General features: G+C 67.8%; 19 protein-coding genes. 5 read left to right on the top strand and 14 right to left on the bottom strand.

All coding sequences use genetic code 11. From position 1 onward, the window contains the following. The first annotated feature begins 76 nt into the window (after positions 1-76). Together OG866_RS18550 and OG866_RS18545 are read left to right on the top strand one after the other, a co-directional pair. On the top strand, positions 77-376 hold the full coding sequence (locus OG866_RS18550) for a WXG100 family type VII secretion target (protein ID WP_063826091.1): 300 nt from the start codon (positions 77-79) through the stop codon (positions 374-376). A gap of 101 nt (positions 377-477) precedes the next feature. Continuing rightward, the gene (locus tag OG866_RS18545; RefSeq protein ID WP_329336064.1) at positions 478-1,158 is read left to right on the top strand and encodes a hypothetical protein; all 681 of its coding nucleotides are present in this window, start codon (positions 478-480) and stop codon (positions 1,156-1,158) included. On the opposite strand, the gene OG866_RS18540 is transcribed toward OG866_RS18545, so the two are convergent. The 14 genes from OG866_RS18540 to OG866_RS18475 all read right to left on the bottom strand — a co-directional run bounded on the left by OG866_RS18540 (position 1,149) and on the right by OG866_RS18475 (position 16,591). Continuing rightward, positions 1,149-2,132, bottom strand: coding sequence for a hypothetical protein (locus OG866_RS18540; protein WP_329336062.1), 984 nt, complete (start codon positions 2,130-2,132; stop codon positions 1,149-1,151). The genes OG866_RS18545 and OG866_RS18540 overlap by 10 nt on opposite strands. Continuing rightward, positions 2,129-2,743 carry a hypothetical protein gene (locus OG866_RS18535; protein WP_329336060.1) on the bottom strand — a complete coding sequence of 205 codons (615 nt, stop codon included), beginning with the start codon at positions 2,741-2,743 and terminating at the stop codon, positions 2,129-2,131. The genes OG866_RS18540 and OG866_RS18535 overlap by 4 nt, the downstream gene beginning before the upstream one ends. Beyond that, entirely contained in the window at positions 2,740-3,408 is a 669-nt protein-coding gene (locus OG866_RS18530) for a hypothetical protein (RefSeq protein WP_329336058.1), read from the bottom strand. Before OG866_RS18530 ends, OG866_RS18535 begins: the two co-directional genes overlap by 4 nt. Further along, positions 3,398-3,817, bottom strand: coding sequence for a hypothetical protein (locus OG866_RS18525; RefSeq protein WP_329336057.1), 420 nt, complete (start codon positions 3,815-3,817; stop codon positions 3,398-3,400). Before OG866_RS18525 ends, OG866_RS18530 begins: the two co-directional genes overlap by 11 nt. 13 nt (positions 3,818-3,830) lie before the next feature. Then, positions 3,831-5,177 (bottom strand): putative T7SS-secreted protein, encoded by a 1,347-nt coding sequence (locus OG866_RS18520; RefSeq protein ID WP_329336055.1) that lies wholly within the window; start codon positions 5,175-5,177, stop codon positions 3,831-3,833. Between the two features lie 46 nt (positions 5,178-5,223). Further along, a complete protein-coding gene (locus tag OG866_RS18515; RefSeq protein WP_329336053.1) occupies positions 5,224-5,511 on the bottom strand; it encodes a hypothetical protein in 288 nt (95 codons plus the stop codon). Between the two features lie 128 nt (positions 5,512-5,639). Continuing rightward, positions 5,640-6,731, bottom strand: a complete 1,092-nt coding sequence (locus tag OG866_RS18510; protein ID WP_443063537.1) for a hypothetical protein — start codon at positions 6,729-6,731, stop codon at positions 5,640-5,642. After that, on the bottom strand, positions 6,722-7,393 hold the full coding sequence (locus OG866_RS18505; RefSeq protein WP_329336048.1) for a hypothetical protein: 672 nt from the start codon (positions 7,391-7,393) through the stop codon (positions 6,722-6,724). The genes OG866_RS18510 and OG866_RS18505 overlap by 10 nt, the downstream gene beginning before the upstream one ends. A gap of 993 nt (positions 7,394-8,386) precedes the next feature. Continuing rightward, entirely contained in the window at positions 8,387-10,774 is a 2,388-nt protein-coding gene (locus OG866_RS18500) for a lamin tail domain-containing protein (protein ID WP_443063646.1), read from the bottom strand. A gap of 183 nt (positions 10,775-10,957) precedes the next feature. Then, positions 10,958-12,217 carry a hypothetical protein gene (locus OG866_RS18495; protein WP_329336044.1) on the bottom strand — a complete coding sequence of 420 codons (1,260 nt, stop codon included), beginning with the start codon at positions 12,215-12,217 and terminating at the stop codon, positions 10,958-10,960. Then, the gene (locus OG866_RS18490; protein ID WP_329336042.1) at positions 12,207-14,255 is read right to left on the bottom strand and encodes a hypothetical protein; all 2,049 of its coding nucleotides are present in this window, start codon (positions 14,253-14,255) and stop codon (positions 12,207-12,209) included. Before OG866_RS18490 ends, OG866_RS18495 begins: the two co-directional genes overlap by 11 nt. A 69-nt stretch (positions 14,256-14,324) precedes the next feature. Further along, positions 14,325-14,855 (bottom strand): SMI1/KNR4 family protein, encoded by a 531-nt coding sequence (locus tag OG866_RS18485; RefSeq protein ID WP_329336040.1) that lies wholly within the window; start codon positions 14,853-14,855, stop codon positions 14,325-14,327. 60 nt (positions 14,856-14,915) lie between these two features. Then, a complete protein-coding gene (locus tag OG866_RS18480; protein ID WP_329336038.1) occupies positions 14,916-15,662 on the bottom strand; it encodes a hypothetical protein in 747 nt (248 codons plus the stop codon). A 29-nt stretch (positions 15,663-15,691) separates the two neighbouring features. After that, positions 15,692-16,591: a hypothetical protein gene (locus OG866_RS18475; RefSeq protein WP_329336036.1), complete on the bottom strand. Its 900-nt coding sequence runs from the start codon at positions 16,589-16,591 to the stop codon at positions 15,692-15,694. A gap of 408 nt (positions 16,592-16,999) precedes the next feature. On the opposite strand from OG866_RS18475, the gene OG866_RS18470 reads away from it, so the two are divergent. From OG866_RS18470 to OG866_RS18460, 3 genes are read left to right on the top strand one after another with little or no spacing between them, the layout of a single operon-like run. Next, positions 17,000-17,731: a hypothetical protein gene (locus OG866_RS18470; RefSeq protein ID WP_329336034.1), complete on the top strand. Its 732-nt coding sequence runs from the start codon at positions 17,000-17,002 to the stop codon at positions 17,729-17,731. 15 nt (positions 17,732-17,746) lie between these two features. Continuing rightward, positions 17,747-18,619, top strand: coding sequence for a hypothetical protein (locus OG866_RS18465; RefSeq protein WP_329336032.1), 873 nt, complete (start codon positions 17,747-17,749; stop codon positions 18,617-18,619). Then, positions 18,616-19,923, top strand: coding sequence for a CpaF family protein (locus OG866_RS18460; protein ID WP_329336030.1), 1,308 nt, complete (start codon positions 18,616-18,618; stop codon positions 19,921-19,923). The genes OG866_RS18465 and OG866_RS18460 overlap by 4 nt, the downstream gene beginning before the upstream one ends. Positions 19,924-19,935 lie beyond the last annotated feature (12 nt).

Genomic DNA, 19,935 nt, shown 5'->3' with positions numbered 1-19,935 from the left:
GGCCCGGATGCCGATCGCTCTGCAAACAGGGAGCCACGGGGGTTGGCCCTGCGGCGTTTTGATAGGGAGCGGCCACATGGCCAAGGACCTTGATGTCACTTATCAGGACATGCGGGATGCTGCGAAGCATGTCGTGAAGGAGAAGGAAAAGCTCCAGGAGAAGCTGGACGGGCTGAAGAAGTACATCAACAACCTCGTCCAGTCCGGCTACGTGACGAAGAGCTCGTCCAAGGCCTTCGACGAGAACTTCGACGAGTTCGTCCGCGGCACCAAGGACACGCTGGACGGTCTGGACGGCATGGGGGACTACCTCACGACCGCCGCGGACAAGTTCGAGCAGATCGACGAGGAGCTGGCCAAGTCGGCTCGTAAGTGACGCTCGTTCTTTGACGGGTGTTGCGGTTGCCGGTGCGGTGGGTGGTGCATGCGTGCCGCCTGCCGCACCGGCTGCTTTTACGGAGACGGGGAGGGAAGGAAGTGGGCGAGAACGGGACTGAGGTCGCTGCCGGTGCCGAAGGAGCCCCGCTGGACAGCCGCGTATTCGAGTTCGCGTTCCAGCCGGGATGGGTTGACCTCACGCGGGAGGAAGGCGGCTGGGTCGAGGCCTGGGCGACGGCCACGGCGGTTGCGACGACGTACTTCGACCCGGCGAGGCTCGAGGTCGGCACGAAGGCCCTCACCCGCGACCTGCGACGCCGGGCGCTCGCGCTCAACAGCGGTGAGTCGAACTCGGCGGCGGCGTATTACACGCCGGGCGGGCGGGCTGTCGCGGAACTCAGGTCCGACTGGTACGGGGAGGAGGGGGCGCCGAGGCCTTCGCCGGCTGATGTCGTCCCGCTGCTCCTGGATGTGGCGGACGCTGAGATCATCGGCGAACCGGACGTCCGTTACATGGATCTGCCTTACGGCTCCGCGGCTCGTGTGCAGGCCACGTACACGGAGAGAGGGCGGCTGGGCTTCGGTCGGCGAAGGGGCTCGTTCATCAAGTACGCCCTGTTTCCGCCGGGGGTGCATGACCTGTGCGTGGTGTGGGTCTCGTGGTGGGACGAGCGGGATGCGGACGAGGTCGTGCGGGTGGTGGATGAACTGGTGACGGGGCGGATGAGGTTGGTGCCGGCGGACGGGGACGAGGGAGACGGAGCGGGCGTTCAGCCCTGAGAGTCCCGGTAGGAAGGGGCGACCGGGACGTGTTGGCTTCGCAGCTCGCGCACTTCCTCGGGCGACCAGTCCTCCAAGTGGTACCCCGAGATGCCGACTTCGGCGCCGTGGGCATCCATCGTCATGCTCTCGCCGTGGATGCCGTAGAAGGAGGTCGTGGTGCTGGGCGCCAGAACCTCCACGCCGTAGCAGCCGCATTCGTGCCGGGTGACAGCGGGCGGCGAGGCGTCGGGAGGCTGAGCGGCGACGAAGGCTTCGACGGTCTCGCGCTGGGCGGGTGTCAGGGACGTCAGCGGCACGAGGTCCGGGTGATCGACCAGGTACTCCATGGCGAGGCTCCGCCAGTGCGAGGAGAGCCTGCACCAGGAGCCGTCCGCGAAGAGAATCCTGAAGTCGTCGCCCCCTTTGAAGTCCCGCCGTACGACTTCGGCGATGTTCGACCGCGGGGTCTCCCACAGCACAACGTCCTCGACGGGCGGCTTCTCGCCCCGCTCACGGTGAGCCAGCCCTACGACGATCACACGCCGGTCGGTGACGATCAGGTGCGTGCGGTAGCGCTGCTGATCCCTGCGGGCGGGGTCCAACTGCCAGGGGAGGCTTCGGGCGATGGTGCCGGGGGCGCCCCAGAGGACGGGGAAGTCGTCGACCTCGTTCGCGGGATCGTCGGAGGTCTTGGAACCGGCGTCACCGAACGACCCCTGGGTGCCGGGGGCGAGCGAACTGACGATGGCGGCGAGGACGTTGCCGAGGAAGAACCCGAGGTTCGTGAGGGCGCCGCGGCCCATGGCGCCCCCGGCGGACCGGGCCGTGTACGTCGGCCCTTCGGGCCAGCCGGACAACTCCGCCTGGATGTCGTTGCGTTCGACGTCCCGGAACCAGCGCATGCCTCGGACGGGCATGGCGGCGCCGGTGGCGAAGGTGACCGGGATGCGGGCCAGGAGGGTTTCACCAGGCGAGGGGTGCCAGATGTTCACGGCGCGTAGATCCCCAGCGAACGAGCAAGGGCCTCCAAATCCTCCGCGGCCTGCATGATCCGTGCGACATCTTCAGTGGCCGTCCAGATCACGACGTCGGCTCCGCACTCCGGAACTTGCCAGGCATAACGGACACAGGCCAATAGATGTCGGGAACCTTCTTGCGGCACGTAGCGAAAGACAGTAAGTCCCTCACCGAGCTTGGCGGACTTGAAGCGCTTGACGACCGGAGGCTCCACAGCGTCTTGGTCATCCGCGAGGGTCAGGGCGCGGAGGGTCTCCTCTCGACTTTCTGTCGACGGACCGATCGCCGCCATGACAGGCAGCGGAAGGTCGGTCGGGTGATCGCGATGGAGGAAGAGCCAGTGGTCCGAACCCGGTGGCGAAAAAGCCTCGGCGCAGCGTTCCAATGTGCCTGCCACGAAGTCGACACCGTTCGGCCCGGGGTCGAGCTCGCGATCCAGCCACAGATCCTCGGCTTCCTCCCGGCACCAGGATTGAATGTCGCGCCACTCTTCGAAGGGGCCCGTTTCGCCTCCGCGTGGCGGGAGCACGGTCCACGGGTATGGGTCGATGTCCTCGATGTCGATAACAGGCAAGAAGTCGCTCATCCCCGCCTCCAGCGGAAGGTCGCCATCACGGCGTCGAACCATTCGACGAGAGCGTCGGCCAGTTCGTCGCGCGGGTCCCCGCCTCCGACGGTCGAGAAGGCAGCCACGAACCACCGGCCGGGGTCGTCGGGTACGGCAATGATGTATTCCACGCGGCGCGATGCGAGTTCCGCATCGCGCGCGGGGTCGGCGTCAGCAACGTGTTCACGGCGGACAGCGAGAGCTCCGTCGATCTCGCCTGAGCTCAGATCTGCGTTGTCGACTCCGTCCCGCGACAGCAGCTGAACAGCCACCTCAGTCGGCTCGGTCTGCCCCGCTCCCTGCTCGTGTCGAGGCAGGAGAGTCTCCGAAACGACGATGGACGCACCCAGGTTGACATCCGCCGTCGGCTTGACCGGGAGATAAAGGTCCAGAGCCTTTCCTTCTTGGGCTTGGGCGACAGCTGCCCTGAAGCGCCGCTCGAGCTCACGCTTGTACGGGCCGATCTTGTCCTGCGGCGCGTCGTCAGGGATACGTGAGAATGCGGTCACCAGGATGCGCCGGATGGCCTCCTCAGTGCCCTGCCGCAGAGGTACCTGATCCCACTGCCCGGGGAGGAGGAGGCGGTAGCCAGTCACCGGAGGACCAGCTACGGCGGCCGTCCTCGTCTGCTCTTCAGCGGCCATGCGTCGGCTCCCTGTGCTCAAGTTTCCAAATTCCGACAAGGCCGCCGATTCCGGCTGCGACAGCGATCCATAGCACCCACACGCCCTGGAACAGAGCGAAAGCGAGACCGTAGATCAGGTAGAAGCGCAGCGCCCACCGGAGGATGGTGAGTTCGCTGCTGAGATGTTGCCAGTCCGAGGGGCGTCGACACAGGAACACCAGAATTCCCGGAGTGAGGGCGAACAGCGACCAGTCCCATGTGGGCATGGGGAGCAGCTCGTTGTCGAACAGATCCTTGGTCATCGGTCCTGCGAAGAGGCGGACAAGTGCCAACACGAAGATCCATTTAACGGCGCCGAGCCCGTAAGCGATGCCTTGTGCCCGCGGGTCGCCCTCGATCGTTTCCTCGGGTTGCTGCTGATCGGTCATCGTCGAGCGTTCCTCACCACTGTGACGTCATGGGCACCGGTGCCGTCATGCCGTCCTTCATTCTGCTGTACCCGTCGTCGGTGACGGAGTCCGCGGTCTTGTCGGCGGCGTCGAGCCCAGTGCTGACGGCCCATGACCCCTGGAGCAGGTCTTTGTTGCGTTCGGCTTGGCGGGCGTTGTCCGCGAGGCTGGTGTTGTCAGGGTAGGCATCCCGCCACTTCTTGATGTCCTTCACCTGCTGACCGACCTCCGCGTCACCCAAAACGCTGGCCTTCTCTTTTGCGGAGATCTGCGGCATTTCAGCGTCGCGTACCTCGGTCTCCGCCTTTTGGCCCGCTTTGCGGTTCTTGTCCAGCATCTTCTGGACTCGCGCCTTGGCGTTCTGGCGGTTCGCGCTAGAAGTGCCGCCACGCTTCCTCGCCGCCCGCGTGGCAGTTTTCCTGGCTCCTTGGTTCCGGGCTGCTGATTGTGCGGCCTTCTCTGCGCTGGCGAGACCGCCGGCGGTCTTCCGGGATGCCTGCTGCAGAGCCTTGATGGCCTTTGCTGCTTTGATGCCGTTGCGGGCCATTTTTAGCGCGCCGAGATCCATGACCACGTCGAACCATGAGCCGTTTCCTGTGGCCGCTTGAGTGAGATGGATGGCGGCGACCACTACGGTCAGGACGAGCGCGATGATACCGATGGCCGGGAAGAACATGGCGATGACGCCCACGGCGGTGGCGATCCAACTGGCCCAGTCGGCGACAGTGCTGAGCCACTCCTGGTCAGCGACCCATCCCTTGAAGTCGTTCCACCAACTGTCCCTCATGTCATCGTCGATGGACGACCGGATCTTGCCGGCGAAGTGGCCAGCACGCTCTTGGTAGTCGCCCTCTGCCGTGTTGAGGCGCTTGCGGGCGTCCTCGAGGTCTTCTTTGGCCTGCTTCAGAACGGGATCTTCCTTGTGGGAATCACCCGCATCCTCTTCGTCCTTCTTCTTGTCCTTGGACTTGTCATCGGGTTTGGTGCTGCGACTGTCGATCACCTGCTGGGCATCCTTGGCGTCGCTGAGCGCCTTGTCCGCCTTCTTCTGGAACTCCTCAAGTTCATCAGCCCAGTTGGAGAGGTGTCCCTTCACCTCGCGGTAACGGTCCTCTGCCAGGTCGAGTTTCCGCCCCAGCCCCCGAGCGTTCTCGGACAGCTTCTCCGCGAATTCACCCTTGAGATTGTCGGCGTCCGCCATGGCGGTGAGCGCCTTGGCCTGCGTGCGCAGGTACTCGGCGACCTTTTTCATGTGCTTGACCTGGTCGCGGACACCATCCGGATCCCCGGGTACAGGGTCGCTTTCGCGTAGCGGATGCCAGTCCTTGGGCCTTACCATTTTTTATCCCCCATGAACAATGCTTCAGTAGGCGATCGGGTTCTTCTTACTTCTTTTTCTTGCCGGTCTTGGCGAGTTCGTCATCGAGGCCGATGAAGGCGTCCCGGGTTCCCTCGACCATTTTTCCGACGCTGTCCAGGTCCTCGAGGAGCTTCTTTCGGTTGTCGTCCCAGTTGTCGATGAAATCGGTCATGGCCTTCTTGAGTTCGGAGGCACCGACGACAGAGGTGATTTCAGCCTTCCATTCACCGAGTTCCTTGAATTCTTTCTCGATCTCATTCAGCTGCGTCGCGGAATTGCTGAGCAGTGTGTAGTCCACGATCAAGTCCGACATCGAAATTTTCTCCGTGTGTTCTCTCGTGGGCGGGTGGCCTTGCCGCTTTCGAGCTCGCGCACAGTCCCTATGCGTCCCGTTCTGTGGTGGGACGCATAGGGACCTTCGAACGTGTCTCCCACGGGCTGTCAGCGGTTGACAGCCTGGATTTCCTGGACGGTCACGGGCTGTTCGTTGCCGAAGGTGCCGTCGGGGAGGTCGCCGCCGGCGCCGCCCGTTCCGGTCCAGGAAATCTGCCAGGTGATGGTGGCGCGGAGTTTGTACGTGCCGTCGCCCGACGAGCGCAGGTACTTGAGGCCGCAGGGCGGAGTCTCGTCCGACTTGCCCTTGGCGTACGGTTCGCCGATCGAGCCGTCGGCGTTGATCGTGCAAGCGCCCGAGGCCGGGTAGGTCTGGGCGTCGTCCGTGCCCGGCTCCAGCTTCAGGGACACCGGCTTGGCGGTGGTCGTTGCCTGGATGTTGAAGCCGGGGACGTTGACGGCGGCCGTGGCCTGGACCTCGTCGAAGACGGCCTTGTCGAGCCAGGCCCAGGTGGGGAGGTTCACCTTGGTGGTGGCCTCGGGGGCGAGGGTGACCTTGGTGTCCGGCAGTGTCATGTGCTGGTACGCCAGGGCTGCAAGGATCTCCGGCTTGATCGCCTCTTTGTACCGGGGCGGCGGTGTGTCGCCGTTCTCGACCCAGAAGGGGAGTTCGTTGCACGAGTTGCGCTTGAGTACGTCCGGCTCGTCGGGGTTCTTCACCGCGGCCCAGAACATACCGTCGCCGTCCTTGTCGACGTTGTAGTCCTTGTAGCCGGGGGTGTCGGTCCAGCCGTACTCGTCCTCGTAGTGGCGCTGCATCTCCCCGATCGCCGAGCCCGCCGTTCCGCCCATGCCGGGGGTGTTCTTGGCGGTCTCGATCTCCTCGGACATCTTCTTCTTGAAGTCCTTGGCGCCGAGATAGGGGGCGTACCAGCAGGGCGGGGGCGTCCAGTTGACGTCAGAGGACGTCACATTGCCCGTGCTGCCGTTCTTCGCGACGGCTCCGGAATACGTGATCTCAGCTGTGGCGTAGATGCCACTGTCGTCACTGCCGCCGGCCCCCTCTGTTTTGCCACCCTTGTCGTTTGTCGGCAGTTCTGTGGAAGAGGCTGGTTCTGTGAGGACGAGGACGCCGAAGGCCAGCGTGAGCGCGGCTGTACTGGTGCTGAGGGCTGTCCGCAGTGCGCGATTCACTGGCACTCCGCTGCCTTCGTCTGGACGTACACCTCGGACGCCTGCCACAGAGCCTCACCCGTGGGAACCTTGACCATGATGATCTTGAAGTGGTCGTAGTCCGCGATGCTGGACTTGCTCTTCACGACCTTTCCGGTCTTGATTTCCTTGCTGTAGAACTTGCCCGAGTCCACGCAGAACGCGACCTCCACCGAGTTGCCGTTCGAGGCGGACCGGGTGGTGGCCTGGTAGTGGCGGCGAGTGCCGGTGGCTGTCCAGCCGCCGTCGATCCTGCTTTTGATCTGCACTTGCCCGTAGTGGAGGCCATCGCCGGTGGCGTAAGCCGCTAGGGCCGCGTCCTTGGTCGTCTGCTTGTCGATGCCTCGGTAGATGGCGCGGACGAAGTTCGCCGCGTCCTCCATCGCTGCCGCCTCGTTCTTGTTCTTCGGCTTGTCCCAGTCGAAGACGAGGTTCATGTCCTTGGGCAGGGACACGTCCACACCGTCCGGCTTGTCCTCCGCCGGTGCCCCCGAGGCCGACGCCGACGCGCTCGGGGTCTGCGACCCCTGGTCGGCGCCTGCGATCTTGTCGTTGCCCTTCGAGCCGTCGTCTTCGCCGCCGCAGGCGGTAAGGAGCAGAGTCGCCGTCGCGACCAGCGCGGCGGCAACGGGCAATGTGCGGCGCTTCACAGTGAACTCCCCGTGAGAAATAAGTTCAGTCAAGAGTCTGACGGTATCGGTGAGGTTCCCGTTTTCGCCAGAGCGAACTTGCCTGTGAACGGGGGCAAGTCCGGTCGAATGGGGCGCTTGCGGATGTGAGCTGTGTCCTGATCGTGCTCGAACGGGCGACGGCCCTGGACACGTTGGCGATCTGTGTCCGGGGCCGTCGGTTGTACCTGGAAGCTGACACGTCCGGAGACGTTGAGGCGCCGGAGCGGATCGGCGGATCGTGGGAAGGATTAGGTTCGGAACGTCCGTAAGCGCGTGCGGGTCGTCGAGACTCACGCGAGACAGGAGCTGATCATCGTTTACATTCCCACACACGCTCTCGGGGGCAGTCGCAGGAACCGCATGGCCGTCGGCGTCATGCTGTTGCTCTTCTGGACTTTCCTCTGCGCGGCGCTGAGCGTCGCGACCTTCGGCACACATGATCTCTCGGGACTGGGGCGGACCGGGTTCGGCCTTGGCGCCTTGGCGTCGTGTCCCATGGTGTGGTGGTGCTGCCGGTTCTGGTACGCGGCCTTCAGCGAAGGGCGTCGGGAGGCGCCGGTCGCGGGACCTGGCATGTGGCCCTGGACGGTGGCTGTACTGGCGACATGTCTCGTGCTCGGCTTCGCCAGTGCCCGGGAGCTCGTACGGGGGAACAACGGCGCCTGGTTCGGGGTCGGGTTGGTGGTGGTGATGGGAGGGCTCAGCGGGATGTTTCTGGTGACGGAGGTCGGGGAGTGGTTCTCCGAGCGGAGGGCGCGACGGAACCCGCCCGTGTCGCCGGCTCGGTCCCCAGTGCCGTCCGCACGGCCCACTGAGCCCCCGCGCCCGCGGCGCAATTGGGGCTCCATCGGGCGCTGATCCCTTGCCCTGCGCAGGCAGCCTGCGGAAGCGAAACGACGGACGCTCCCGCAGGCTCTGCACACGCCGAGCGGTCAGAGGTTCAGTTACTCAGAGGCTCAGTGACTCCGTGGCTCAGTGCCCCCGGCACCGGCTCACATCGATCCGTACGATCTGCGGATCATGGTCGCTCGCCTGGTCCGCGAACTCCGCGTTGATGTGGACCACGTCGTAGTCGAAGTGGGTCACCGCGGGGGTCGTCAGGGTGTGGTCCAGGGTTTGGGAGTTGCCGTCGTAGACGTAGGTGTAGCGCTCTGACGGGGGGAGGGTCGTGATCAGGGGGGTCAGGACGTTGCCGGATGTGAGGGTCTTGACCGTGTTCGAGAACTCGTAGTCGTTCAGGTCGCCCAGGACCACCGCCTTGGCGTCCTTGTCGGCCGCCAGGAGGGACTTGACGAAGGTGTTCACCTCTGTGGCCTGGGCCGCGCGCTGGGTTTCCGAGCTGCGGGTCGGCTGCTGGTAGCGGCCGTGGAGGGGCTGGTCGCCGCCCTTCGAGGTGAAGTGGTTGGCGATGACGACCACCGACTCGCCGTGGAATCGGAACTCGCCTACCAGGGGCTTGCGGCTGCTGTCCCACGCGTCGCTCGTCGGGTTGATGCGGCCCGGGGAGTACGTGAGCTGCGCGCCCTTGCGCGTCTTCACCACGCTCGTCGCCGTCGTCGCGTCGCCGCCCGCGCGGTCCACGAAGTCGACGCGCTTGGGGTTGAAGAGGAACACCTGACGGATGTTGCCGCCGGGTTCGCCGCCGTCCGTGTTGTTCTCGGGGGTGATGTAGCGCCAGGAGTAGCGGGGGCCGCCCGCCGCGCGGATTGCGGCGGTGAACTTCGTGAGCGTCTCCTCTGACGTCAACGTGCCGTCGTTCGTCGCGCCGTTGTCGTCCTGGATCTCCTCCAGGGCCACGATGCCAGGGGAGTTGAGGTTCACGGCCACGCCCGCCGCCAGGCGGTCGAACTTCTCCTGTGCGTCCAGCGCGTCCAGGTTCTCCACGTTGTACGTGGCCACCGCCAGCTCGTCGCCCTTCTGGCGGCGGGTCACCTCCTGCTTGAGGCCGTTGTCGGTCAGGGTGCCCAGCTGCGTGGCCTGGAGGATGTAGCCGCCGTACGTGGAGTAGTCGAGGGGGCCCGCCGTCGTGCCGGAGAGTTCGTCGCCGACGTTCGCCACGGGGCCGGTCGTGTCCAGCGACGCCACCTTCACCCGGCCCGTGTTGGGCTGGTCGTAGGAGGAGTAGACGGTGCCGCCGCGGGTCGTCGGGTGCTCGTCCGGCTTCACCGTCACCCAGAACTCGTCGTAGGCGTCGGTCGCGCCGACCACGCGGGCGTCGGTGACCGTGGTCCTCATGCCTTCCAGGGACTCGTAGAAGTCCAGCGAGTACGTGGTGGGTTCGAGGGGCAGCGACTCGATGCTGCCGCCCGCCGCGTCCGGCGTGTACGCGTCCGGGACAGTCGTCGCGTCCAGGGCCACGGCCTCGGGAAGCGCGTTGCCCGACGACAGGACCGTCACCGTCGGGCCCGTGATCTCCGTGACCGACTGGCTGGTGCTGCTCGGGTGGTACTCGCTGACCTTGCCCGTGACCAGGACCGAGTCGCCGACCGCCACCTTGGGAGTGGCCGAACCCGTGTAGACGAAGACGCCCTCACTGGTGCGGGCGTCGGCGTCCGCCTCCGGGTCCTGGATCCAGTAGCCCTTCGAGCCCGACGTACGAACGCCCGTGACGATGCCGGGAACGCGCGTGACCGCCTTGTTCGCGTACGGGGAGAGGCGGGTGGTGCCCTGGATGTCGTGGACACGGACGGTGCCCGGGTCCGTCGTACCGCCCCCGCCGCCCCCGCCGTCTCCGCCGCCCGAATCCGGCGTCTGGCCAGCCGAGTTGACCGGCGTCGGCGTCCCCGCCGTGAGGTCGGTCGCGTTGTCGTCCGTGTCGGCCAAGGACTCGGCACGGGCCACGGACGCCGTGTTGGAGGCGCCCGTCGCCGGGCCGCTGCCCTCGCGGACGACCGCCGTGCCGTAGCCCACGATGTCGAGGACCCGGCTGTCGGCCGTGCAGTCTGCGGGGGTCTTGCAGGTCAGGGCCGTGGTGCCGGAGACGAGGGCGATGGTGCCGGTGGTGGCGCTCATCGCGATCGAGCCGGAGGCGTCCGGCGTGGGGAGCGCCGTGGTGCCTCCGGTGCCGGTGCCCTCGCCGATCAGGTAGCGGTTGCCGGCGGCCAGGGAGCCGCTGAGGGACGTCACCTGCCACTGGGAGCTCGCGGAGGCCGTGCCGGGGAGGTACTGGACGCTGTAGCCGGACAGGTCGAAGACCTCGGAGCCCGCGTTGGCCAGCTCGACGAAGTCCCGGGTCAGGGTCGCGCCCGAGTTGCCTCCGCCGCCGTACACCTCGGAGATCACCGCCGTGCTGGAGGGGGCGGCGAAGGCGGCGGGCAGTGCGGTGAAGGCGAGGGCGCCTGCCGCGCTCACGGATATCAGCGGGTACGCGGCGCGACGGGCGCCGGATCTTCTTCGCGCGGGGGTGGACACGCTGGCGGTCTCCTCGGATCAGGGGGCGGGGGCGTGGGGGGACCCGTGGGGAGTCGGCTCAAGTTACGCGCGTAGAAAGGAGGGTGCCAAGAGGGGCTGCGTTAAATTCGGGGAACGGATTGGTGGCCGGTGTCAGTTGAGCCGCGTGAAGTCGCCCCGCGCCACCCGCGCCGTCAGGCTGTCCTCGCCCCGCACCAACGACCCGTACCCTGTCGCCGCCCACACGCTCCGCCCGGCCGGCACCTCGAAGTACGGGACTCGGCGGCCGTCCGCCGTGGTGTCGGTGAGGACTTCGGGGGCGCGGCGGTGGCGCAGGGCTGCGGTGCAGGCGGCGCAGGTCGCCACACGCGCACGGTCCTGGCGGCCCACGGGACGCCAGACGGTGCGGCGGGTCGCCCGGCCGTGCAGGGGGTTGAAGAAGCAGAGAGGGAGAGGGGAGGCGGTGGCGGCCAGGGCGTCCCGGCCTTCCGTCACCAGTGCCAGCACCCCCGCCAGGTCCGGCAGGCCGCGCGCGGAGTCCAGGACCGTGGCTGCGGCGGCGTACGCGTCCAACGCGCGTTGCAGGGACGCCGTTTCGGCCGGTTCCGTCGTCCCGGCCGCGGCCTCTCCCAGCGCGATGACCTCCTGCTCCGCCCGCCGTCGCAGCGCCGACTCGTCCGCCGCGCGGGCCGCGGCGAAGACCGCCTGCGGGTGGGCGAAGGGGGAAGGAGAAACCTCCGTCCTACGACGACGCCCTCGTACGAGGAGCAGGGCGCCGAGCGTCAGCAGCGCGAGCGTGGGAATCGCGACGAGCGGCCATGTCCAAGTCGTACTCCCTGAGCTTGTCTTGGGAGCCGACGCGGGCGCCGCGTCCCCCAAGTCCCGCATCGCCTCCTCGTGCACCCTCGTCCCGTCCCCTTCCGCCACCAGCTCCACGGCCTTCGCCGTCAGGTCGGCCAGCCCCGCGTCCCGTGTCTCGTCCAGGAGGCCGGCGGCGGCCACGGCGTCCTCTGTCTGGTGGGTGTCGGCGGGCCACTCGAAGCCGTCGAGGGCGTCGGTGAAGTCGCCGTCCGTGGTGATGAGGATGAACTTGCGGAGCCCCAGGCGGTCATGGACGACCGACGCCAGGGTGTCCGCCTCGCCGTCGAAGTCGTCGCCCTTGGTGAGGGGGGTGAGAACGACCTTGATGGGCAGGCCGGTGGCAGCGATCTGCCGCGTCAACTCCCGTTGTCGGGCGGGCGGTACCGCGCTCGCGTAGGCGTCGGCCACGTAGACGGGTGACTCGCGCAGGGCGTTCGCGATGTGTTCGCCGGGGGACTCGGCCGCTGCCGAGGGGGAGGCCGAGAGGATCGACAGTGCCAACGTCGGCAGGACGGCAGCGGCCAGGGCGCGTCTCGCGTTCCTACTGCACATGTGCCGCCTCCCGCACCCTGCGGACGAGCTTCGTGAAGCCGTCGGGGGCGGCCGACAACAACTCGTCCTCGTAGTAAGGCAGTCCGTTGGGCGGCAGCTTCAGCAGGCGGGCCGGGATCTTGTGCGGGTCGTCGAGGCAGATCTCGCACACCGGGAGCATCCGCCTGCGGGTCTCCACGCTGGACGTCCGGACGTGGCGCTTGGTCTTCGCCGGGCCGTGCAGAGGGTTCACGCCACAGCACTGGGTGCTGTCGTTGCCGGTGAGGGCGGCGCGGGTCGCTCGGGCCAGGACGATGATCGCGGTGAGGGTGGCGGGGGACAGGTCGTCCACGCGCTCGCCGTCCGGTGCTAGGAGCATCGTCGCGTCGTAGCGGTTCCGGGCGCGGGTGTCGGCCGTTTCGCCGGTGCCGAATTCACGTGCCATTGCATGGAGTTCGGCGCGTGCCGTGTCGCGCAGGTACGACTCCGTCGGCATGGCCGGAGACACGGTGGGGAGGGTCGAGCCCGGCAGCGGTTCCGGGTTGCGCCGCAGGAGCGACTTGCGGACGATACCCAGCGCCGCCGCGACCAGCGCGAGTACCGCGCCCGCCGCGAGGGCGCCGATGAACAGGCCCGGCCAGAAGTCGCCGTAGAAGAGCGGCTGGAGCTCGTCCTCGGTGATCGGGTCGGTGAGCGGGTACGGATCGCCGGGCGTCGTCGGCTCGTCCGTGCGCTCCGTCTTGTCGAGGGCGGTCATGACGGAGGTGAGACGCTCGCCGAGGAGATGGTCGTCGGCCGCGTCCGACTTCTCGTCGCCGTAGGTGACGGACTCCGGGAGGTCGTAGAGGAGGCCGTAGGAGTCCAGGCCCAGGCCGTAGTTGAAGACGTTGATGTAGCCGTCCAGGGGGTCGGCGACGATGTACACGCCGTCCTTGCCCAGCTTGTCGTGGACGGCGTACGCGAAGTACTCCTCGTCGCTCCCGGACTCGTCCTCGTACAGCTGCGGGACGAGGGTGATGTAGACCGGGCCGCCGCCCTTCGAGGACTGGAACTTCTTGATACGGGTGGTGAGTTGGGACACCTGCTGTGCGTCCAGGGCGTGCGGGCTCTCCGGGTCCTGGTAGACCGGGTCTTCGGTCAGGCCCTCGACGACCCGGTCCAGGCGGGCGTTGAGGTCGACCGCCCGGGGGCGCGGGGACGCGCTGGACGTCGTCTGGTCGAAGACGTGCGGGGCGGCGGCGGCGATTGCGGCGGCGGTGGCGACGGCGGCCAGGGGGAGCAGCCAGCGGGTACGGCGGCGGGACGGCCGGGGTTTGCTGAGGGACACCGGGGCGCCCGGCCTACGGCGCCACCAGCGTCGTACGTACGGAATCAGGAGCAGCATGGCCAGCGGTACGCCCGTGATCGCCATGCCCGTGAGGAACGACTGGTTGTCACGGTCGCTCGGGCCGATGTACAGGTCGGCGGGTTCACCGTCGGCGTCGTACTTGTCGCGGGCCGCCTGTGCGCGTGCGGCCGCCTTCTCGCTGCTCTCGGTGACGACCTCTACGAAGCGTTCGAAGCTGCGCAACGCGCCTGCGTCGAAGGGGAGTTCGTAGAAGGCGGTGGTGACCGCGTCGTCGGCGGGGGCGCTCACGCCGTACGCCGTGGCGTCCGTGACCGACGAGTCGTCGATCAGGACATACAGGCCGTCCTTGCCGAGCCGGTCGTGCACCGCGCCGAGGAGGGCCTCGCCGTCGGTGGCCTCCATGGGGAGGACGAGGACGTAGGTCGGGACGCCGGTGCGCTGCGCGAGCTTGGTGAAGGACGGGGTCGTCGACTTCGGGATCTCGCGGGGGAGCTGGTCGGTGACGTAGACCGGGTTGGTACGGAGTTGCTCCGCGAGGTAGGCGGCCTGGGTGTCGGAGGAGGGAGAGGCGGCCTCTGCTGCCGGGGTGACGGTCGCGAAGAGAGCCATCAGGAAGGCGAGGACCGCGAGCGGTCTCGTCCTGGTGGTTCGGACCGTCCTCTTCGTCGCCGCCCGCATCGCCGAACTCCCCCGATCCCCACGTGATTTCACGCGCGGCACTCTACTGGGATGGTTCGCTAGTGCGAAACCTTCGATGCCGGTATAGCCCGGGCCCTTGGTTCAGCGGCAGAGCTGCTCGATGTCCTCGTCGAACGTCGGGAACTCGGCGCGGGCCGCGGCGAAGATGGCGTGCGCCGGGCGGCGTGGGGTGGTGGCGTGACGGTGGGCGAGGGCGGTGAGGTGGGCGTTCGGGCGGGGGTCGCGGGTCGGGAACAGGGCCGCTTCCAGCGGGCCGAAGCCGTCGGCCAGGACCCACAGGAAGTCCGACAGGCTCCCCGCCACCACGCCGGTCTCGCCCTCGGAGCCCAGGAACACCACGGGCTGGTCGGCGAGTTGACCGTCCTCGCGCGCACACCAGAGCGCCGCCGCGCCACCGGTACCGTCCTGCCCGAAGATCCGGTACGCGGCACCGTCGAGGTCGTGGTTGCCGGTCCACTGGCGCAGCCAGTCCGTGGTGTCGTCGGCAGTGAGGAAGGCGGCGTACGGCTCGAAGTCGATGCCGTCGCCGTCGTCGTAGTCGAACTCGGTCTGGGATACGGCGACCAGGGCGGGTGGGTAGGAGCGGTGGGTGGTGTCGGGTGGGGTGGTCATGGGGCGCAGAGTAGTGACGAGCACTGACACTGGTCCGCGCTGCGACCTCGCCGAGCGGCCCTAACCCAGTTTCGCGTTCTGGGCCTTGACGAGGTCCGTGGGGACCGTGGCCTGGGCCGAGCGGCCGTTGATGAAGCCGCCGCTGTCGATCGAGAAGTAATTGACGATCGTGTCGCCGAAACGGAAGGTCTGGGTGCGCATCGTCTGGGTGCCCTTGTAGTCGACCGTCGAGGCGGTGGCGATCGACTCGTCCGCGCCTGAAGCCGACGGAGCCGTCTCCTTCTTCACCGAGGAGTAGGTGGTGGAGGCCTTGGTGGACTTCGCGGTGTAGCCCGCCGTACAGGCGGAGGCCGCCTCGGCCAGGCCCTTCATCGCCGCCTCGGCTTTGCCCGCCGAGTAGGTGGCGAGGGTGATGTAGGTGTAGACGGTCCTTCCGTTGTCGGCGATACGGGTCAGGGACGCCTCCGGGTCGCCGATGGGGAGGTAGTTCGTCGCGTACGCCATCGGGGCGCATACCTTCTTGTCGAGCGTCAACTGGTCCTGGCTCGTGGCCATGGCGTCGCCCGAGGCCGGCTCCCTGACGTTGTAGTCGTTGTCGTCGGACTCGACCTTTGTGACGAGCAGCTTCGCCAGTTCCTTCGCCGGGTCCACCGAGGGCTTCGCGGGTGAGGCGGTGGCCGTGGCCTTCGCCTGGCCGGTCGTCTTCGCGTCCGAACCCCCGTCTCCGTCCCCTCCGCCGCACGCCGTGAGCGTGGCGAGGGACAGCGCGGACAGAAGGGGGAGAGCGACCAGTGCGGCTGGCTTCATGGGGGCTCCTCAGTGGGTCTTCTGGGTGCTTACGGGTTGTATGTTCCGTGCAGCAACTTCTGCAACTGCGGCGACAGTTCGGGAACCTGAGCCCCGGCCGCCTGAGCCGCCGCGATCGCCCTGACGTACTCCGTCGCCTCCGCCCTCAGTCGTGCCTTCTCGCCGCCCTGGTTGTTGCCGACTAGCCAGACGATGATCGCGAGGGGGATCAGGGCCAGGGCGCCGTAGCCGATCGGTTCGGTCTCCGACCACGCCCACATCGCGCCGATGCCGCCCGCGAGGACGAGCAGACAGCCCGCCTCGTCGTGCCAGCCACCGGAGTCGGCGATGCGCTCGTACTCGGCCACGGCCGGAGGCTTCGGGGGGACGGGAGCGGGTGCGTATGCGGTGGGCGTGGGCGCGGCAGGCGTGTCCACCTTCCGGTACGACGGGATCGGCGTCGCCCCCTTCCCAGGCTCGTAAGGGGCCTCGGACGACAGCTCCGACCGCCCCTCCAGCCACGCCGGCACATGCGCCAACGGCATCCCGTGGGCCACGGCCACGCCCAGCAGCTCGCGGTAACCAGCCAGCGCGGGGTGCCTCAGCTCACGCTTCCACCCCTTGCGGACCTGGACGAGCATGACGATGGCCAGGGCGAAGGCAGGGACCGCCGCCAGCGCCGGTTTCGGGCCCAGCGACGGGGCGGCCGCGGCCGCGAAGCCCCAGACCACGCCCGCCACCAGCAGCAGGCCGGCCACCCAGGCCATCGGTCGGTGCTGCGCTCTGCTCGCCGCGTCGCGGCGTTCCGTCAGCAACGCCGACACCGCCGCGTCGTTCGTGTAGTCGACCCCGTTGCGGGCGCCGATCGCCCGGGCCGCCGCCAGGACCCGCGGGTCGGACGCCAGTGCTGCCCCGCCGATCGGAAGAAGCCCCGCTTCTACATCTGTCATTGACTCAACGCCCCCGTGTCCGTGAAACCGAGCAAAGATCATGGCACGGCGCCATCGGGCCTTCGTGAGCGAATCGTGCAGGCCTCATGGGTGGGTCGTGACGAACGTCGCGTTACGGGCGGGACGGGGTATGCGTCCTCGGTTCGCTCCCGCACAGATGACAGCCCCCTTCCGGGTCCCGCAGAACTGGGCGACATGCGCCTGAAGTTGCAGATGGATAACGGGGAGCGGGGTGAGGTGCATGACCTCGAGCGCGCCTTGAGGGGCTTATGTGCGGCTGATACGGTGCGATGGCTTGACACTCACCTCAGCGATGGCTATTCGCACAAGTCGGGTAGACCCGGGTGAAGTGTCCTAATTTCCATCTCATTTGGCAGAACTTTTCTTGGGTGTACGGGGAGCGGTTGCGTGAAGATCCAAGAGCGTACGGGGGCGGGTCAGGGTCGTTCCGCCGCTCCGGCTCAGCCGTCGGTCGGTGACCGGCTTCCCACGCCGCCTCGCGAGCGCAAACCGGCGTTGGCCGCGTTGGCGGTGCTGCTGATCCTGGTGGGGGCGCTGGGCGCGACCATGCTGGTGTTGCAGGCCGGTGACCGTATCGAGGTCGTCAAGGTGACCAAGGACATTCCCGTCGGCGGGACGGTCAACGAGTCCAACGCGACCTCCGTCATGGTCGCGGAGGACTCCGCGATCAATTACGTCAAGTGGTCACAGCTGGGCACCCTGAAGACCCTCAAGGCCAAGTCGACGATCTACGAGGACACCGTCGTCATGGGCCAGATGTTCGGCTCGGACGTCGGCGCCGCGGACGGCAAGACCCTCGTCGGCCTCTCCCTCAAGGCCGGCCAGTACCCGGCCGGCATCAAGGAGGGCGACACCGTCGCCGCCTACCGCGTCACCGACGGCGGATCCGGCTCCAACAGCAACAGCTCGGCCTCCTCGTCCGGCAACAGCAACTCGCTGCTCGTCGACAAGGCGATCGTGACCAGCGTGCCGGTGGCCAAGAGTGACGAGATCGTCGGCAGCGCCAACTCGGCCTACACGCTCGCCGTCGACTCCGACGTCGCCCCCGCGCTCGCCCAGGCCGCCGCCAACAGCGAGGTCGTCCTGGTCCTCGTCCCCAGCAGCAACAGCAGCAACTAGAAGGCGGCCCCACCCATGGCGCTCATCGCTCTCGCCGCCGACAAGGGTTCCCCCGGCGTCACCACGGCGGCCGTCGCCCTCGCGGCGGTCTGGCCGCGGCGCGTCCTGCTCGCCGAGACCGACCCGGCGGGCGGCGACCTCGTGTACCGCAGTGCCGCCGCGCACGGAGGCCCGCTCAACCCGAACACCGGCATGCTGTCCATCGCCGCCACCGCGCGCCGTGGCTTGGTCCCCGACCAACTCTGGGACCACGTCCAGCCGTTGAGCGGCGGTCTTGAGGTGCTGGTCGGTCTCGGCAACGCCGAGCAGGCCGCCGGTCTCGCCGGGCTCTGGCCGACCCTCGGCCACTCCTTCGCCGCGCTCGCCGAGTCCCCGCACGCCGCCGCCGACGTCATCGCCGACTGCGGCCGCATCGCCGGCGACACTCCCGTCGTAGACCTCTTCCCGCACGCCGCCCTCGTGCTGCTCATCTCCCGTACCGAGCCGGAGGCCATCGCGCGGGTCCGCGACCGTGCCGCCGCCCTCGGCAACAAGCTGCACGGCGGTCAGCGCGGCGTCGCGACCATGGGCAACCCGATGATCGGCGTCGTCCTCATCGCGGACACCAACAACGCGGCGAAGCTCGCGGGCCAGGTCAACGACATGCTCGTGCACGCCCAGACCGGCGCCCGAGTCGTCGGCACCATCGCCGACGACCCCGCCGGCGCCGACCAGTTGGCCGGCCGCAAGCGCGGGCGTCTGGAGAAGTCGCTGCTCATCCGCTCCGCCCGCAAGGTCACCGCGGACCTCTACCAGCAGTACGGCGCCGCGTGGTCCGTACCCACCCAGGCCCAGCACGGTCAGCTGCACGGCCAGATGACGAACGGCCATGCGGAGGCCGGGCGATGACCGCTGTCGACCATCAACTGGTCAAGCGGTTCCGGCAGGACGCCGGAGACCGGATCGCCGAGCAGCGGCGTCAGGACCAGGTCGCCGGTGTCACGCCGATGTCGAGCGAGGACGAGCGGCACTACGCCCGCGCGGTCATAGCCCAGATCCTTGAGGACCACGCCCGCACCGAGATCAACGCCGGGCGCACTCCGCTGGACGCGGAGACCGAGGAGCAGTACGCCGCCGCCGTGCACGCCGCGCTGTTCGGCGTGGGACGGCTACAGCCTCTCCTCGACAACCCGGACGTCGAGAACATCGACATCAACGGGTACGACCAGGTCTTCGTCGGCTACTCCGACGGCCGCGAGGTCACGGGCGACCCCGTCGCCGAGTCCGACGAGGAGCTCATCGAGCTCATCCAGGTGCTCGGCGCCTACTCGGGTCTGTCCTCCCGCCCCTTCGACTCCGCCAACCCGCAGCTCGACCTGCGCCTGCCGGACGGTTCGCGTCTGTCGGCGGTCATGGACGTCACCCGGCGCCCGGCGCTGTCCATCCGTCGCGCCCGCATGGGCAAGGTCTTCATCTCCGACCTCGTCGGGAACGGCACGCTCAGCCCCGAGGTCGCGCACTTCCTCGCCTGCGCCGTCCGCGCCCGCAAGAACATCATGATCGCGGGCGCCACGAACGCCGGTAAGACCACACTCCTCCGTGCGCTCGCGAACGAGATCCCGCCGCACGAGCGCCTCATCACCGTGGAGCGGGCGCTGGAGCTCGGCCTCGACACCTTCGCCGACCTCCACCCCAACGTCGTCGCCTTCGAGGAACGCCTGCCCAACTCCGAGGGCCAGGGCATGATCTCGATGGCCGAGCTGGTCCGCCGGTCACTCCGTATGAACCCCTCCCGCGTCATCGTCGGTGAGGTGCTCGGCGATGAGATCGTGACCATGCTCAACGCGATGTCGCAGGGCAACGACGGCTCGCTGTCCACGATCCACGCCAACAGCTCGCACGAGGTCTTCAACCGTATTTCCACGTACGCGCTCCAGGCCTCCGAGCGACTGCCCATCGAGGCAAGCCAGATGCTGATCGCGGGCGCGGTGAACTTCGTCGTCTTCATCCAGCGGCGCAACAACTACCAGACGGGCGGCCGCCTCCAGCGCATGGTCACCTCGGTCCGCGAGGTCAACGGCGTCGACGGCCGGGTGCTGTCCAGTGAGGTCTTCGCCGAGGCACACGACGGCCGGATCGTGCCGCACGCGCCGATCGCCTGCGTGGAGGACCTGATCGCACAGGGCTACCGGCCCACGGGAACGTGGGGGTAATCATGAATCTCG

Source organism: Streptomyces sp. NBC_00663, from assembly GCF_036226885.1.
GTDB lineage: Bacteria > Actinomycetota > Actinomycetes > Streptomycetales > Streptomycetaceae > Streptomyces.
This window is presented reverse-complemented; position numbering and strand designations above follow the sequence as displayed.

Excerpts from the sequence above, each read along its gene's own strand:
- OG866_RS18550 (WP_063826091.1), top strand. The coding sequence starts at position 77 with ATGGCCAAGGACCTTGATGTCACTTATCAGGACATGCGGGATGCTGCG.
- OG866_RS18535 (WP_329336060.1), bottom strand. The coding sequence starts at position 2,743 with ATGAGCGACTTCTTGCCTGTTATCGACATCGAGGACATCGACCCATAC.
- OG866_RS18530 (WP_329336058.1), bottom strand. The coding sequence starts at position 3,408 with ATGGCCGCTGAAGAGCAGACGAGGACGGCCGCCGTAGCTGGTCCTCCG.
- OG866_RS18525 (WP_329336057.1), bottom strand. The coding sequence starts at position 3,817 with ATGACCGATCAGCAGCAACCCGAGGAAACGATCGAGGGCGACCCGCGG.
- OG866_RS18520 (WP_329336055.1), bottom strand. The coding sequence starts at position 5,177 with ATGGTAAGGCCCAAGGACTGGCATCCGCTACGCGAAAGCGACCCTGTA.
- OG866_RS18515 (WP_329336053.1), bottom strand. The coding sequence starts at position 5,511 with ATGTCGGACTTGATCGTGGACTACACACTGCTCAGCAATTCCGCGACG.
- OG866_RS18495 (WP_329336044.1), bottom strand. The coding sequence starts at position 12,217 with ATGTGCAGTAGGAACGCGAGACGCGCCCTGGCCGCTGCCGTCCTGCCG.
- OG866_RS18485 (WP_329336040.1), bottom strand. The coding sequence starts at position 14,855 with ATGACCACCCCACCCGACACCACCCACCGCTCCTACCCACCCGCCCTG.
- OG866_RS18480 (WP_329336038.1), bottom strand. The coding sequence starts at position 15,662 with ATGAAGCCAGCCGCACTGGTCGCTCTCCCCCTTCTGTCCGCGCTGTCC.
- OG866_RS18475 (WP_329336036.1), bottom strand. The coding sequence starts at position 16,591 with ATGACAGATGTAGAAGCGGGGCTTCTTCCGATCGGCGGGGCAGCACTG.
- OG866_RS18465 (WP_329336032.1), top strand. The coding sequence starts at position 17,747 with ATGGCGCTCATCGCTCTCGCCGCCGACAAGGGTTCCCCCGGCGTCACC.
- OG866_RS18460 (WP_329336030.1), top strand. The coding sequence starts at position 18,616 with ATGACCGCTGTCGACCATCAACTGGTCAAGCGGTTCCGGCAGGACGCC.